This window comes from Geodermatophilus sp. SYSU D00766, from assembly GCF_054049915.1.
The window spans coordinates 188,219-201,909 of record NZ_JBJGYI010000001.1 but is presented as its reverse complement, the minus strand read 5'-3'; the positions used below and the strand labels follow the sequence as shown (position 1 = coordinate 201,909).

General features: G+C 78.4%; 10 protein-coding genes. 1 reads left to right on the top strand and 9 read right to left on the bottom strand.

Annotation, left to right across the window (positions count from 1 at the left end):
• Positions 1-150: 150 nt before the first annotated feature.
• From ACI8AD_RS00915 to ACI8AD_RS00885, 7 genes are all read right to left on the bottom strand, one after another.
• Positions 151-1,572 carry an ATP-binding protein gene (locus ACI8AD_RS00915; protein ID WP_456868646.1) on the bottom strand — a complete coding sequence of 474 codons (1,422 nt, stop codon included), beginning with the start codon at positions 1,570-1,572 and terminating at the stop codon, positions 151-153.
• Positions 1,573-1,657: 85 nt separating this feature from the next.
• Positions 1,658-2,167, bottom strand: coding sequence for a phosphohydrolase (locus ACI8AD_RS00910; RefSeq protein ID WP_456868645.1), 510 nt, complete (start codon positions 2,165-2,167; stop codon positions 1,658-1,660).
• Between the two features lie 396 nt (positions 2,168-2,563).
• Complete coding sequence (locus tag ACI8AD_RS00905) at positions 2,564-3,559, bottom strand: NAD-dependent epimerase/dehydratase family protein (protein WP_456868644.1); 996 nt, start codon at positions 3,557-3,559, stop codon at positions 2,564-2,566.
• Positions 3,556-6,135: an alpha/beta fold hydrolase gene (locus tag ACI8AD_RS00900; RefSeq protein WP_456868643.1), complete on the bottom strand. Its 2,580-nt coding sequence runs from the start codon at positions 6,133-6,135 to the stop codon at positions 3,556-3,558. Before ACI8AD_RS00900 ends, ACI8AD_RS00905 begins: the two co-directional genes overlap by 4 nt.
• A complete protein-coding gene (locus ACI8AD_RS00895; protein WP_456868642.1) occupies positions 6,132-7,154 on the bottom strand; it encodes a 3-oxoacyl-ACP synthase III in 1,023 nt (340 codons plus the stop codon). The genes ACI8AD_RS00900 and ACI8AD_RS00895 overlap by 4 nt, the downstream gene beginning before the upstream one ends.
• A 97-nt stretch (positions 7,155-7,251) precedes the next feature.
• Positions 7,252-8,310: a DUF2855 family protein gene (locus ACI8AD_RS00890; RefSeq protein ID WP_456868641.1), complete on the bottom strand. Its 1,059-nt coding sequence runs from the start codon at positions 8,308-8,310 to the stop codon at positions 7,252-7,254.
• Between the two features lie 46 nt (positions 8,311-8,356).
• Positions 8,357-9,562, bottom strand: coding sequence for a hypothetical protein (locus tag ACI8AD_RS00885; protein WP_456868640.1), 1,206 nt, complete (start codon positions 9,560-9,562; stop codon positions 8,357-8,359).
• A gap of 142 nt (positions 9,563-9,704) precedes the next feature.
• On the opposite strand from ACI8AD_RS00885, the gene ACI8AD_RS00880 reads away from it, so the two are divergent.
• Positions 9,705-10,718 carry a site-specific integrase gene (locus ACI8AD_RS00880; protein WP_456868639.1) on the top strand — a complete coding sequence of 338 codons (1,014 nt, stop codon included), beginning with the start codon at positions 9,705-9,707 and terminating at the stop codon, positions 10,716-10,718.
• A 17-nt stretch (positions 10,719-10,735) separates the two neighbouring features.
• Here the strand turns inward: ACI8AD_RS00880 and ACI8AD_RS00875 are convergent, their stop codons facing one another.
• Positions 10,736-11,071 carry a nuclear transport factor 2 family protein gene (locus tag ACI8AD_RS00875; protein ID WP_456868638.1) on the bottom strand — a complete coding sequence of 112 codons (336 nt, stop codon included), beginning with the start codon at positions 11,069-11,071 and terminating at the stop codon, positions 10,736-10,738.
• Between the two features lie 57 nt (positions 11,072-11,128).
• Positions 11,129-13,600 carry a lysylphosphatidylglycerol synthase domain-containing protein gene (locus ACI8AD_RS00870; RefSeq protein WP_456868637.1) on the bottom strand — a complete coding sequence of 824 codons (2,472 nt, stop codon included), beginning with the start codon at positions 13,598-13,600 and terminating at the stop codon, positions 11,129-11,131.
• Between the last annotated feature and the right edge of the window lie 91 nt (positions 13,601-13,691).

Here is a 13,691-nt window from a genome sequence, read left to right as displayed (position 1 = left end):
CCGCCCTCCACCGGCACGGTCGGCGGGGCCGGGTCCGCCGTGCGGGCGGAGCGCGGGCGTGGTGGTGTCGTCGTCACGGGACCCCCCTGTGAGCTGGATCACACGGCCTCGACCGTACTGGCCCGTGCGCCCGCTGGGGAGGGCCGTCGGTCAGCCGGTCCCGCCCGCCCGCCGGTGGGCCGCCGCGACGCCGCTGGTGGGCAGCCGGACGCGCAGCACCGTCTCGCCGGGCCGCTGGTCGATCCCGATGTCCCCGCCGTGCCGCTCGACGATCCGCCGGGAGATGTCCAGGCCCAGTCCGGTGCCCAGGCCGACGCCCTTGGTCGTGTAGAAGGGATCGAAGGCGTGCGCCAGCGTCTCCGGCGACATCCCGGGACCGCTGTCGGCGACCTCCACGACCACCGCCGTGCCCGGCTCCAGGCGCGTGGAGACGCGCAGCGTCCCCGACTCGCCCACCGCGTCCAGGGCGTTGGTGAGGAGGTTGGTCCACACCTGGTTGAGCTCCGCGGCCAGCGCCTCGATGCGGGGCACGTCCGCGCCGTAGTCCCGCACGACGCTCACCCCGGCGGGGATGCGGTGCTTGAGCATCGTCAGCGTGCTGTCGAGCCCCTCGGTCAGGTCGGTCAGCTGCACGGCGGCGCGGTCGAGCTGGGAGTAGGACTTGACCGCCGCGACCAGGTCGGAGATGCGCCGGGTGGAGTCCTTGACCTCCGCCAGCAAGCCGGTCGCCGTCAGCGTGCTCGCCACCCAGTCCAGCCCCGGCTCGAGCCGGTCGGCGCCCAGCGCCTCGGCCAGCTGCTCGGCCCACGCGACGTCGGCGCCGGCCCCCGCCAGGGTCGGCGCCAGCACCCAGTCGCGGGCCACGCCGTGCTCCGACAGCCAGTCGGCCAGCTCGTCCTCCCGGTCGGCCAGGTCGATCGGGCCCAGGGCCGGCCGGCCCTCGAGCTCCCGGCGCAGGGCGTCGAGCCGGGTGAACTGCTCGTCGGTGACCGCGGCCGCGGTGAGCCGGCGCACCGCGGCGACCACGTCGGTGTGCGCCTCGCCGAGGGCGTCGACGGCCCGGGTGGCCGCGGCCGCCGGGTTGTTCAGCTCGTGCGCCAGCCCGGCGGCGAGCTTCCCGAGGGCGGCGAGCGCCTCGCGCTGCCGCGCCATCGACTCGTAGTTGCGCGCCGAGCGGGAGACCCCCTCGATGAGCGGCAGGCCGAGCGGGAAACGGGCGGCCCACAGCCGGCGCAGCTCCTCGGCGGGGACCCGCAGGACCCGCCCGGCCGTCGTCGCCCGGCCGGTGGCGAGGTAGGCGCCGTGCTCGTCCCACGCCCGGAAGCCGCCCGCCCAGCGTCCCGGGACGTCCATGGTCCCCAGCCGCGTCTCGTCCTGCCCGAGGTGGCGCAGCAGGTCGATGCAGCCGTCGAGGAGCACCCACCAGCTCTGCGCCGGGTGGTCCTCCTCGAACAGGACGTCGCCGCACGCGAACGCGACCTCGGTGCCGGCGTCGAGCAGCGTGCGCAGCTGGTCGTCGTCGCTGCCGGCGAAGAGCGCGAGCCCGCGCAGGTCGTCGAGGTGGACGGGCATGGACCGCTCCCTCCGGTGGCCGGCCCCCGAGCATGCCCGGGTCGGCCGCGCTCCGACAGGTCCCCGGCAGCGGCGGGAGCGCCGGTCAGACGAGGACGCGGCGGCCGTGGACGGCGTCGGCGGCCTCGGCGGCCAGCAGGATCCGGCGGGCCGGGCGGTAGCGGCCCTCGCGGAGGCTGCGGGCCTTGGCCGGGTCGGTCGCGGCCAGGTGCGCGCTGGCGGTGAGCGCGGCACTGTTCTCAGCGAGCCCGACGAGCCGGCCCAGCGGGTGCGCGGCGGAGCGGCGGATCAGGCCGGAGATGTAGGGCTCGCCGGGGCGCGGGGTGACCGCGTCCACCGCCTCGACGACGACCTCCGGCACCCCGAGGGCGCGCAGCCGGTGCAGGTCGTAGCGGCGGGCCGGGTCGGGGTGGTCGCGGGTGGCCGTGACGATGTCGCGCAGCAGCCCGGCCATCTCCGCTTGCGGGCCGTACCGGCGCAGCGCCTCGGCCATCGGCCGCAGCGAGGCGAGGTAGAGGTCGTGGCCCCGGGCGTCCACCTGGCCCTCGTGCGCCGCCAGCGCGAGCAGGTGCGCGTCGGCGACGGTGAAGGCCACGGCGCCGAGGCTAGGCCGGGTCCGTCGACCGGTGCGGCAGGCCCGGCCGACCCACCAGGGAACCGCGCCTCGGCCGACGGCGGTGGACCCGATCGCCACCACCAGCTCGGGAACGCCAGGCGGGTGACCCCGACCAGCGTGCTGGTCGGCCGTGCGCCGGCCGCGCCGGACCGCCCCACCAGCTCCTCCCAGCACCCGACCCCCGCGTCGACGTCGGTGCCGAGCACGGTGACGCGGACGACGTCCCCGAGCGTCGTCCCCGCCTCGCCGAGCACCCCTCGGGGTCGTCCACGCGGAGCGACACCTGGGCACGCACGTCGCCCGCGTGCTCGGGCGTCCCGTCGGGCGCGGTGCGCACCCCGCGCAGTTCGCTCCGTCACCCCACCGGCGCGGCGGTCACGGCCCGGCGGTCTGCGCCTCCCGGTCCTCGTCGGCGTACCAGGCGGCCAGCCGCGCGAACCCCTCCTCGAGGGGGACCTCGGGGCGCCAGCCCAGCGCGGCCCGCGTGCGCCGCTGGTCGAACCAGTGGGCGGTGCTCAGCTGCTCGGCGAGGAACCGCGTGAGCGGTGGGGTCGAGCGGCGGTCGGTGGCGGCCCAGACCCCCTCGACGACGGCGCCGGCCAGCCACGCGACCCGGGCCGGCACCCGGCGCCGCGGGCCCGGTGCGCCGGCCGCGCCGCACAGCCGGCCGAGCAGCTCCCCGATCGGGCGGGGCTCGCCGTTGCTGACCACCAGCGCCTCCCCGTGCACCGGGCCGCAGGCGTCGACCGCGGCCACCAGCGCCGCGGCGGCGTTGTCGACGTAGGTGGTGTCGACCAGGGCCGCCCCCGAGCCGATCAGCGGCAGCCGGCCCGCCCGGCCCCGCGCGACGATCCGCGCCACCAGCTGCTCGTCCCCGGGCCCCCACACCAGGTGCGGGCGCACCGCGAGGACGGCGAGGCCGGGGGAGTCGGCGGCCAGCGCCAGCACCTCGGCCTGCGCCTTGGAGCGCGCGTAGGAGCCGCGCGCCGAGTCGGGGTCGGCGGGGTCGGCGCCCGCGCCGGTCAGCGGGTCGCCGGCGTGCGCGACCGACGGGGAGGACACGTGGACCAGCCGCCCGACGCCCTCGGCCGCGGAGGCGGCCACGACGTTCCGGGTGCCCCCGACGTTGGCCCGCTCGTACTCCGCCCACGGGCCGGTCACGTCGACCTTGGCCGCCAGGTGCACGACGGCGTCCTGGCCCAGGACCGCCCGCGCCACCGCCGCGGCGTCGGCCACGTCGCCGAGCACCTCGGCGCACGGCAGCCCGGCCGGGCGGCGCTGCAGCACCGTGACCTCGTCGCCGCGGGCCAGCAGGGCCCCGGCCGTGGCCCGGCCGAGCATGCCGCTGGCCCCGGTGACCAGCACCCTCACCGGGCGCGGCCCCGGCGGCGGACGGGGGAGCCGGCGAGCAGCCGGGCGGCCCGGCGGGCCAGCGCGGTGCGGTCCACCTTCGACTGGTGCCGGACGTCGACCGGCAGCGACCGCGCCACGAGCACCGCGGCGACGTCGACCCCCGCCGCTGCCCGGACGGCGGCGGCCAGCTCGTCGCCGGCCACGGCGAGCCGGCGGCCGCGCCGGGCGGGCTCCGCGGGGACGACGACCACCACGACCACCTGGGCGCCGGCGGGACCGACGCCGACCGCCGCGGCCGCCGAGACCCCGGGCAGGCCCTCGACCCGCTGCTCGACGCCGACCGGCGTCACCACGCCCCCGGCGGTCGGGACCACGTGGGCCAGCCGGCCCTCGATCCACAACCGGCCCTCGTCGTCGAGGTGGCCGACGTCGCCGGTGCGGTGCCAGCCGGGGTCGCGGGAGGCCGCCCGCTCGGTGGCCCACAGCGCGTCGTAGCGGTCCTTGACGTGCGGCGCGCGCACGCAGACCTCCCCCGTCACGCCCACGACCCCGGTGAGCGGGCCGTCGGCCGCGCCCGTGGCCGACAGCGGGCTGACGCGCACCTCGACACCGGCGACCGGCCGGCCGACGCACACGCCCTCGCCGTCGCCGGCGCGCTCGATCTCGCCGAGGGAGACGTCGGTGACCGGCAGCGCCTCGGTCATGCCGTAGGGGGTGTGCGCCTCGGCCGCCGGCAGGACGTCGCGCAGCGACCGCAGCAGTGCGGCGGGCACCGGGGCGCCGGCCGACATCAGCAGCCGGACCCGGGCCAGCGCCGCCCGCTGCCCGGCCGTGAGCTCCGCCGCCGTCGCGGCGACCCGGCGCAGGGCGGCCGGCGCGGCGAACACCACGGTGGCGTCGACGGCGGCCGCGGCGTCGGCGAGCTCGGCGGCGGTGAGCGTGCCCGGTGCGGTGACGTCGACGTCGGGCACGGCCGAGGCGATGCCCAGGCCCGGCCCGAGGATCGAGAAGGGGGCGAAGGCGGCGACCAGCGCGTCGTCGGGAGTGAGGCGGTAGGTGCGGCGCACCAGGTCCAGCTGGGCGCCGACCTGGCGCTGGGTGTAGACCACGCCCTTGGCCGGGCCGGTGGCGCCGGAGGTGAAGACGACGGCGGCGTCGGTGTCCGGCGGGGCCTCCGGCGGCACCGGCGCGCTTCGGCCCCGCTCCTCCAGCTCCGCCAGGTCGTGCGCGGCGCCGAGCGCCCGGCGGCGGGCGGGGGTCAGCGGGCCGGCCGCGATGCGCGTCCCGGGCAGGCCCATGGCCCGCGCGGCGAGCAGGCCCGGGGCGGCACCGAGGACGTGGTCGGCCGCCGCGCCGCGCAGCGCGCGGCGCATCCCGGCGAAGCCCAGGCCCTTGTCGGCCACGACGACGGCCGCGCCGGCCCGCCACACGGCGTACACCGCGGCGGTGAGGTCGGGGGAGGGCTCGAGCAGCAGCGCGACCCGCTGACCCGGGCGGACCCCGGCCGCGGCCAGTCCCGCGGCCAGGTGCTCGACCCGGCGCGCCAGCTGCGCCCAGGTCACGGCGGTGCCGCCGACGGTGACCACCGCCGGGGACGCGTCGGCCGCGCGGCCGGCCAGCGCCGCCCACGGGCGCGCGGGCGCCGCCGCCTCCGGGGCCGGGGGCGGGGACGTCGGGCCGGCGGAGAGGTCCTCGACCCACCGGGCGACGGCCGCCGCGTACTGCGGCGCGTCCTCGGGCAGCAGGTGCGAGGCCCCCTCGTAGCGGTGGACCTGGGCCCCCGGCAGCCGCTCGCGCAGGTCGGTGAGGTACCGCTCGCCGAACACCGGGTCGCGCGGGCCCCACAGCAGCAGTGCGGGGACGTCGAGGGTGCGCACGCCCTCGGCGATCGCCTCCTGCACCGCCCGGGAGGGGTGGCCCTCGCGGAAGGGGATGTCGGCGACGAAGTCGCCCACCGACCGGCGGCGTCCCGGCGACCGGTAGGGGGCGGCGAAGGCGCGGCGGACCCCCGGCGGCAGCGCCGGGCGGGAGAGCGCGGTGGCGGCCCGCACGAACACCGGCGTGCCCACGGTGGCCGTCGCGCGGATGCCCGGGGCGTGAGCGAGCCGGATCAGCGCCGGCCCGAGGTCGCCCTCCGGCATGGCCACGGCGGTGTTGGTGAGCACCACACCGCGCAGCTGGTCGCGGTGCTCGAGCCCCCAGCCCAGCGAGATGATCCCGCCCCAGTCGTGGGCGACGGTGACCACCGGCCCGCGGATGTCGAGCGCGGCGGTGAGGTCACCGAGGTCGGCCACCCGCTGCGCCAGCGTCCGCGGCGCGTCGAGCCGGTCGGACCAGCCCATGCCCAGCTGGTCGGGCGCGACGACGCGCCAGCCCGGCGGCGGGGCGGCCAGCAGCCGGCGCCAGAGGTAGGACCAGGTCGGGTTGCCGTGGACGCACAGCAGCGTCCCGGCCGCGCCGTCCTCGGTCCCGGTGTCGGGGCCGGTGTCGAGCACGTGCCAGCCGTGCTCGCGGCCGTCGGCGTCCTTGACGCGGACCCGGCGGGACCAGGAGGGGTCCAGCCCGGGCAGGTCGGTCGGCGCGCCGCCCGTCACCAGGCGATCTCGAGGCAGCAGGCGTTCAGGCCCGAGCCGATGCCCATGAGCAGCACCCGGTCGCCGTCGACCAGGCCGCCGGCCTCGCTGGCCAGGGTGAACGGCACCGACGCCGGCCCGAGGTTGCCCCGGGTGGGGAAGGTGGTCGGGACCCGCGCGGGGTCGATGCCGAACCGGTCGCACATCGCCTGCGTGTGCACCTTGCTGACCTGGTGGACGACGTAGCGGTCCATGCCCACCCAGTCGAACTCGCCGGCGGCCTCGGCCCACAGCTCCTCCGACAGCGCGAGCCCCGCGGCGAGCAGGCCCTTGAGGTCGGTGTGCATGCCGTCGTTGTCGCCGGTGCACAGCTGGTGGTGCTCGGTGCCGGCGCGGCTGACCGAACCGACCAGGCGGTGGCCCTCGGGGTGGCGGTCGGCGGGGCCGAGGACCATCGCCGCGGCGCCCGAGCCGAGCGTCAGCGTGGCGAAGTGCTGCATGACGTCCTTGGCGGTGGTCTCCGGCCGGTTGAGCAGGTCGATCGTGCGCTCCTGCACCGGCCGGGAGTCCTCGCCGTTGACGACGAGGGCGTACTCGACCATCCCGCTGTCGATCATCGCCGCGGCCAGCTCCATGCCGTTGACGAAACCGAGGCAGGCGTTGGTGACGTCGAAGTTCTGGCACGAGCTGGGCAGCCCCAGCGCGTCGTGCACGGCGACCGCCGTCGAGGGCTCGAGGTGCTTGCGGCTGACGGAGGTGTTGACCATCAGCCCGATCTGCGCCGGGTCGACGCCGCTCTCGCTGATCGCCTTGGCCCCGGCGGTGGCCGCGCCGTCGACGAAGGAGACGCCGTCGGCCCACCAGCGGCGCTCGCGGATGCCGGCGAGCCGCTCGAGCAGGCCCGGCCGCAGGCCCACCCGCCGGTAGGTGTCGACGAGGAGCGCGTCGAGGGCGTCGGAGGTCACAACCTGGGAGGCGTCCGCCGTCTGCACGGTCAGGATCGCGGTGTTGCGGAAGCGGTGGGTCGCGTTGCCTGTCATCCGGGTCCAGTCGTGAGCGCAAGGGGGAGGGCCTCTGCGGTGGTCCGCCCAGGTCCAGCGGGCTCTACCCGGCCGCAGCACCGGTACACCGACCCTCTCAGAGGCGCACCACGTACCCGGCACGCGGGTCCCCGCCGCCGCCGAGGACCTCGAGCCACACGTCGCGCAGCGACTGCGGCCCGGAGGACTCCCGCACGTCGACCCACGCCGCCACGGCGGGGGTGAACCGGCGCCACGCCTCGCCGGAGCGCTCCTCGAACCCCGCCCGCCCCCAGTCGGCGGTGCGGGCGGCCATCCGGTCGGGCGCGAAGAAGAACGTCGGGCGCGTCCCCTCCAGCGGGCCCGGCGGGCTGGTGTCCCGGTGGGTGACGCCGACGACCAGGTCCAGCACCAGGTCCGTGCCCAGGTGGCGGTGCAGCTCCTGGCGCAGCGGCGTGCTGCCGGCGAGGTCGACGTAGGCGGTGGGCTCGCTGGCGAGCTCGGTCACCGCGTCGTACGGCAGCACGCGGTCGTAGCAGCCCAGCGACCGGGTGAACTCCACGTTGCCCGGGCTGGTCAGCCCGACCACCTCGACGTCGCCGCCGGAGAGCAGGAAGGCGGTGCCGTAGGCGGTCTTGCTCGACGCCGACGACAGGACCACCACGTCGGCGTCCTGCCCGGCGAGCTGGTCGGCGAGCAGGAAGGAGGTGAGGAACAGCGGCCGGAAGAGCACCTGCAGGTCCTCCTGCCCGGCGTCGGCGTCCGGGTCGGCCGGCGCGTAGGAGTTGTAGACGGCCGGCAGCGCGGCGCGGTGCGGGCTGCCGTCGCGGAACCCGTGAGCGCCGGCCCGCTCCGGGCGCACCAGCAGGTGGCTCGCCGGGGGCAGGTAGCCGTAGAGCCGCTGTCCGGCCTCGACGCCGTCGGCGCGGGAGGCGGTGATCTCGGCGAACCCCCACAGCGGCACCCGGCCGGCGCCGGCGCCGGCCGCGGGGAAGAAGTCCCAGTAGTGCAGCGTGTCGCCGAGGACGGCGTAGGTGACGTTGTTGGCCGTCACCCCGACGTGCTCGACCCGCAGCACGGCCTCGCCGTCGGCAGGTTCGGGCACGTCGACGTCGATCAGCGAGGTGGCGGTCAGGTCGTCGCGGGCGACCTCGAGGGCCCAGCCGGGTGCGGTCACCCGGCCACCGTGCCGGTGCCGGGGTGCGGCGGTCAACGCCGCCGGGTCAGCCGCCCGCCGGCTCGTCGGCCGGCTCGTCGGTCAGGCGGGCACGCAGCGTCGCGACCTCGGCGGTCAGCGCGCCGACGCGCTCGCGCGCCGCGCGCGCCTCGGTCTCCGCCGCGGCCGCCCGGCGCTCGGCGTCCTCGGCGCGCTGGGCCGCCCGCGCGGCGGCGGTGAGCGCCTCCTCGCGCCCCCGGCCGGCGGCGGCCGCCCGGTCGTCGGCCGCCTCGGCGCGGGCGCGGGCGTCCTGCTCGGCGCGCCGGGCCGCGTCCCGCTCCCGTTCCGCGCCGCGCGCCTGCTCGCGCGCGGCGGCGGCCGCGACCCGTTCTGCGTCGTGCGCGGCGAGGGCCTCGTCGCGTTCCGCGGTCCGGGTCCGCAGCACCCCGGTGAGGGTCTGCTCGGTCACCTCCCACCGGGCGCGGGCCTCGACGAGGGCGTCGTGCTCACGGGCGGCGTCGGCACGGGCGCGCTGCTCGGCCTCGCGGACCTCGGCGGAGTCCCGCTCGGCGGCCCGGCGTGCCTCCTCGGCGTCGCGGACCCGCACCTCGGCGGCCGCCCGCTCGCGCACGGCCCGGTCCCGCTCGGACTCCGCCTGCTGCCGCGCCGCCTCGGCGGCCCGGCCGGCCTCCTCGGCGGCCGCGGTGCGCCGGTCGGCCTCGGCGCGGGCTGCGGTGACCTGCTCCTCGGCGGTCGCCCGGGCTGCGGCGGCGTCGCGCTCGGCGGCCTCGCGGGCGTCCTCGGCCTCGGCGCGCAGCCGCTCGGCGAGGCGGGCCTGTTCCTCCGCGCGCAGCTGCGCGGCGTGGGCGGCGTCGATGTCGGACCGGGCCTGCGCCAGCCGCGCCTCGACGGTGGCCTCGTCGCGGTAGGCGTCGAGGGACTCCAGGGCGGCGGTGAGCAGGGCCGCCTGGTTCTCGGCCGCGGCCGCCGCCTCGCGGGCCGCGACCGCCCACCGTCCCACCAACTGGCGGACCCGGCCCTCCGGCGGCAGGTCCTCGGCCAGCGCGGCCGCGGTGGCCCCGGCTCCAGGGGAGCGGCCGGCCGCCGCACGGGCGCGCGCCCGCCGGGCGGTCTCCGGGTTGTGGTCGGCCCGCTCGCAGAAGCGCGGGGACGGGCCGCTGCGCCCGGCGACTCGGGGTCGCGGTGGCTCGGCGCAGCCCGGGAATGCGCACGTGTCCGGTGACGGTGGGACCGCGCCCTTGTCAGCCGTCATGGTGACGGACGATAGTCGAATGGGAGGCGCACGCATCTTTCTGTCGTCAATCGCCGATTGGCCGAGGGGCGATGGCTTCCGAGAAGCACCTATTCTGCGCAGTGATCCCTTGATCCCTGGACCGAGCCGGGAGGCCCACCCGATGACCGCTCCGACCGGATCCGGGGAGGACGCCGCCGTCGACGCCGCGGGGGAGGGCGGCCTGCTCCTGCCCGGGGACCTGGGCTCCGTCGGCTCCTACGTCGCCGCCGCGCGGTCGGCCGCCACCCGGGACGCCTACGCGCGCGACCTGCGGGCCTGGGCGGCGTGGTGCCGCGAGCGGTCGCTGCCGAGCGGGCCGCCCGCCGACCCGCTCACCGTCGCCGCCTGGCTGGCCGCCATGGCCGACGACGGGCACAGCCCGAGCTACGTCGCCCGCCGGCTGTCGGCCCTCAACGACGCCCACCGCAGCGCCGGTCACCCCGCCCCGGGGGACAACGAGGGCGTCCGGCGCACGCTGGCCGGGATCCGCCGCACGGCGGTGCGCGCCGGTCACCGGCCGCGGCGGGCCCGCGCGGTCGACACCGCCACCGTGCGGGCGCTCGTCGAGGACCTCCCGGACACCCCCGCCGGGCTGCGGGACCGCTGCATGGTGCTCGTCGGGTTCGCCCTGGGCCTGCGCGCCTCGGACCTGTGCGCGCTGCGCATCGAGGACCTCACCCCGGCCGGGCACGGCGGCCTCGACGTGCTGCTGCGGTACTCCAAGACCGACCAGGACGGCGCGGGGGAGACCCTGGCCCTGGCCGTGGGCGTCCGCGAGGTGACCTGCCCCGTCCGCGCCGTCGCCGCCTGGCGCGCGGCGCTGGCCGAGCGGGGCGTCACCTCCGGGCCGCTGTTCCGGTCGGTGGGCAAGGGCCGCGACCCGCGGCTGGGCACCGCCGCGCTCACCACCCGCAGCGTCGACCTGGTGCTGCAGCGCGCCGCCGCGCGCGCCGGCGTCTCCGCCGAGGGTCTCTCGCCGCACTCCCTGCGCCGCGGGTTCGCCACCACCGCCTACGCCTCGGGCGTGCCGGAGAAGGAGATCAGCCGGACCGGGCGCTGGCGGTCGCTGGTGGTCCGCTCCTACGACGCCTCGAGCCGGTGGGCCGACCCCGCCTCGGGCTCCCTCGGCCTCTGACCGGTCCGGCCCCCACATCAGGCCCGGTAGTTGGCCCAGCGCCGGAGGCGGCCGTCGTCGAACTCCAGGACGGCGAGGAACACCACCTCGACCGGGTCGCCGCCGTCGGCCGGCGTCCCCGTCCAGCGGTACCTGGCGACCTCGGCGCCCTCCGCGACCCAGCAGTCCAGCAGGTCGATCCGCCGGTCCGGGAACCGAGCCAGCACCTCTCTCATCAGGGCCTCGTGCGCCGCGGCACCCTCGCGCTCACCGAAGTACGGGTCCGAGTAGCGGTAGTCCCCGGTCGTGTCGGTCACCAGGTCGTGGACCCGCCGGTCGTTGAAGACGGCCACCATCTCCGCGAACCTGCTCACCCGCCGATGGTGGTCCCGTTCCTCCGACGGGGGAAGGCCGTGCGCCGCTCCCGGCGCTCACACCCGCCCCGACCGGCGCAGCCACTCGAACGCCAGCCACCCGGGCAGGACCGGCAGCCAGAACGTGGCCAGCCGGTACAGGAACACGGCCGGGACGGCGACCGTGTGGTCCATGCCGGCCGCGACCAGCCCGGCCACCAGCGCCGCCTCGAGGGCGCCCAGGCCGCCGGGCGTCGGTGCGGCCGCGGCGACGGCGGCGCCCAGGAGGTAGACCACCCCGACGGCGGCCAGGCCCAGGTCCCCGCCGAGCGCCCGGGTGGAGGCGTACAGGCAGACCAGGTAGCCCAGCGTCGTCGCCGCCGAGCCGCCCACCAGCAGGACCAGCCGGCCGGGGCTGCGCAGGGCCGCGGCGATGCCGTGGACCGACCGGCGCAGCGGGGGCAGCAGCCGCGCGGTGACCCGCCGCCGCAGCGCCGGCACCGCGACCGCGGCCAGGCACAGCACCAGCAGCGCCACGGCGCCCCACAGCAGCGCCGGGGACCCGCCCGGCTGCAGCGACGCCAGCGAGCGGCCGGCCAGCGCGGCGAACCCCAGCAGCAGGACCACGTGGACGGCGGTCCCGGCGGCGTAGCTGAGCCCGACGCCGGAGGTGGCCACCGCCACGTCCATCCCGCTGCGCTGCAGGTACCGCACGTTCAGCGCCATCCCGCCGAGCCCGGCCGGCACCAGGCGCCCGGCGAAGGAGGAGGCGAGCTGGGCGGCGAACAGCGGCACCGGCCGCAGCCGCGCGGGCACCGCCCCCGCCAGGCTCAGCGCGGCGCCGACGTAGGTCAGCACCGACGCCGCCACCACCACCGACGCCCAGTCCCAGTCGGCGTCCCGGACCCTGCGGACCATGCCCGGGACGTCCCCGAGCTGCGGCAGCAGCAGGTACCCGGCGAGCGCGAGTACCGCCACCAGCAGCAGCGTCCGGGGCCGGATCCGCTCCAGCCGGGCCAGCCCCGGCTCCGGGACGCCGCACCGCCGGGCGACGGTCGCGCGCAGCCGCCCGGCCAGCGCCCGGTCGTGCTTGAGCGCGTCCCGGGTGGCGCCGCTGAGCGAGTCCGGCTGCAGCCGGGGCAGGGACGCGGCCACCGCCTCCGGCCCGAGCGCGGCGACGGCGGCGTCGACGACGGGGTCGACCCCGGCCCGCAGCGCGAGGGCGACCAGCGCCTGGGCGACGTCGGCGTCGAGCAGCTCCGGGGCGGCGGCCACCTCGCTGAACCCCCAGTCGATCAGCCACGGCGTCCCCGACCGGTCGAGCAGGACGTTGGCCGCGCGCAGGTCGCGGTGGGCCACCCGGTGCCGCCGCAGGACCCCGACCTGCTCCCAGATGCCGGACAGCACCGGCCCGGTCAGCGCCGCGTCCGGCAGCCGGTCGAGGGTCGTGCCGTCGACGAGGTCGTGCGACAGCAGCCAGGAGTCGCGCCCCACCGGGGCGATCGCCCGCAGGCGGGGCGTGCGTCCCCCGGTGTCCCGGACGAACAGCGACACCAGCGCCTCGTGCTCCACCGTGCGGCGCAGCGAGGAGAACGGGCGCTCGTCGCCCACGTCGCGGAGCCGGAGGAACCGGTAGGCCCGGAACAGCAGGTCCGCGGCCCGGTTCTCGGCGCCCATGACCTTGGCGAAGACCCGCTGCCCGTCCCGCAGCACCGCCGTCCAGGGGACCGAGCCCCGGGCGTCGACGACGGCCGGCTCGACGGTGACCGCGTCCAGGCCGCTGCCGGCCAGCGCCGCGGCCACGGCGTCGCGGGTGGGCCGGGCGACGGGGCGGCCGAACAGCAGCAGCGTCGCCGAGCCGACGGCGGTGCCGAGCACGAGCGCGACCAGCAGGTCGGTGGGCAGGGCCGGGGGCACCAGCAGGTGCAGCAGCGCGGTGGCGGTGAGGACGAGGACGCCGGCGCGCCGCCAGTGGCGGGACACGAAGGGTGCCAGCACCGCGAACGACGCCGCCGCGACGGCCAGCCCGTCGACCCCGAGGACGCCGTCGAGCTCCCACGGCAGCTCCGTCTCCCGGCCCGGGACGTCCGCGCCGACGCCGAGCACGACGTCCGCCCCGTGCGCGGCGCCGACGGCGGCGGCGCCGGCCACGAGCAGGTACCCGGCCAGGCGCCGGTCCCGGGTCAGCAGCGGTGCGGTCCAGGCCGCCACCACCGCCCCCACGACCAGCAGCGCGGCGGCGACCACGGCGGTCCGCTCCAGCAGCGGTGCGGCCGCGGACAGCCGCCCGACCAGGTCCCCATCCAGCGCCGCGGCCTCCTCGCGCGCCCACCGGGCCAGCCCCAGCAGCGGCACGGCGACGAGGACGAGCACGCAGGTGCGCAGCACGTCGCTGGGCGACCGCTCGTAGCCGGTGACCTCCTCCCGCCGGTGCTCGCCCCTCGCCGGGACGGGGCGGGCCACCGCGACCGGCGCGGCCCCGGACACCGGGGCGTCCGGCGCCCGGGGAGGAGGGGCGCCCGAGCGGCCGGCGGTGTCCGTCGAGTCCATGCGGTCCGCCCTCCGCGGGTCGTCGCTGCGCACCGTGGCGCGGAAGGGTAGCCGCCTCCGACCCCCGCAGGAGGGCACTTGGGCCCGCCGC

Coding starts and splice junctions, on each gene's coding strand:
- ACI8AD_RS00915 (WP_456868646.1), bottom strand. CDS start 1,572: ATGCCCGTCCACCTCGACGACCTGCGCGGGCTCGCGCTCTTCGCCGGC.
- ACI8AD_RS00895 (WP_456868642.1), bottom strand. CDS start 7,154: ATGACAGGCAACGCGACCCACCGCTTCCGCAACACCGCGATCCTGACC.
- ACI8AD_RS00885 (WP_456868640.1), bottom strand. CDS start 9,562: ATGACGGCTGACAAGGGCGCGGTCCCACCGTCACCGGACACGTGCGCA.
- ACI8AD_RS00880 (WP_456868639.1), top strand. CDS start 9,705: ATGACCGCTCCGACCGGATCCGGGGAGGACGCCGCCGTCGACGCCGCG.
- ACI8AD_RS00870 (WP_456868637.1), bottom strand. CDS start 13,600: ATGGACTCGACGGACACCGCCGGCCGCTCGGGCGCCCCTCCTCCCCGG.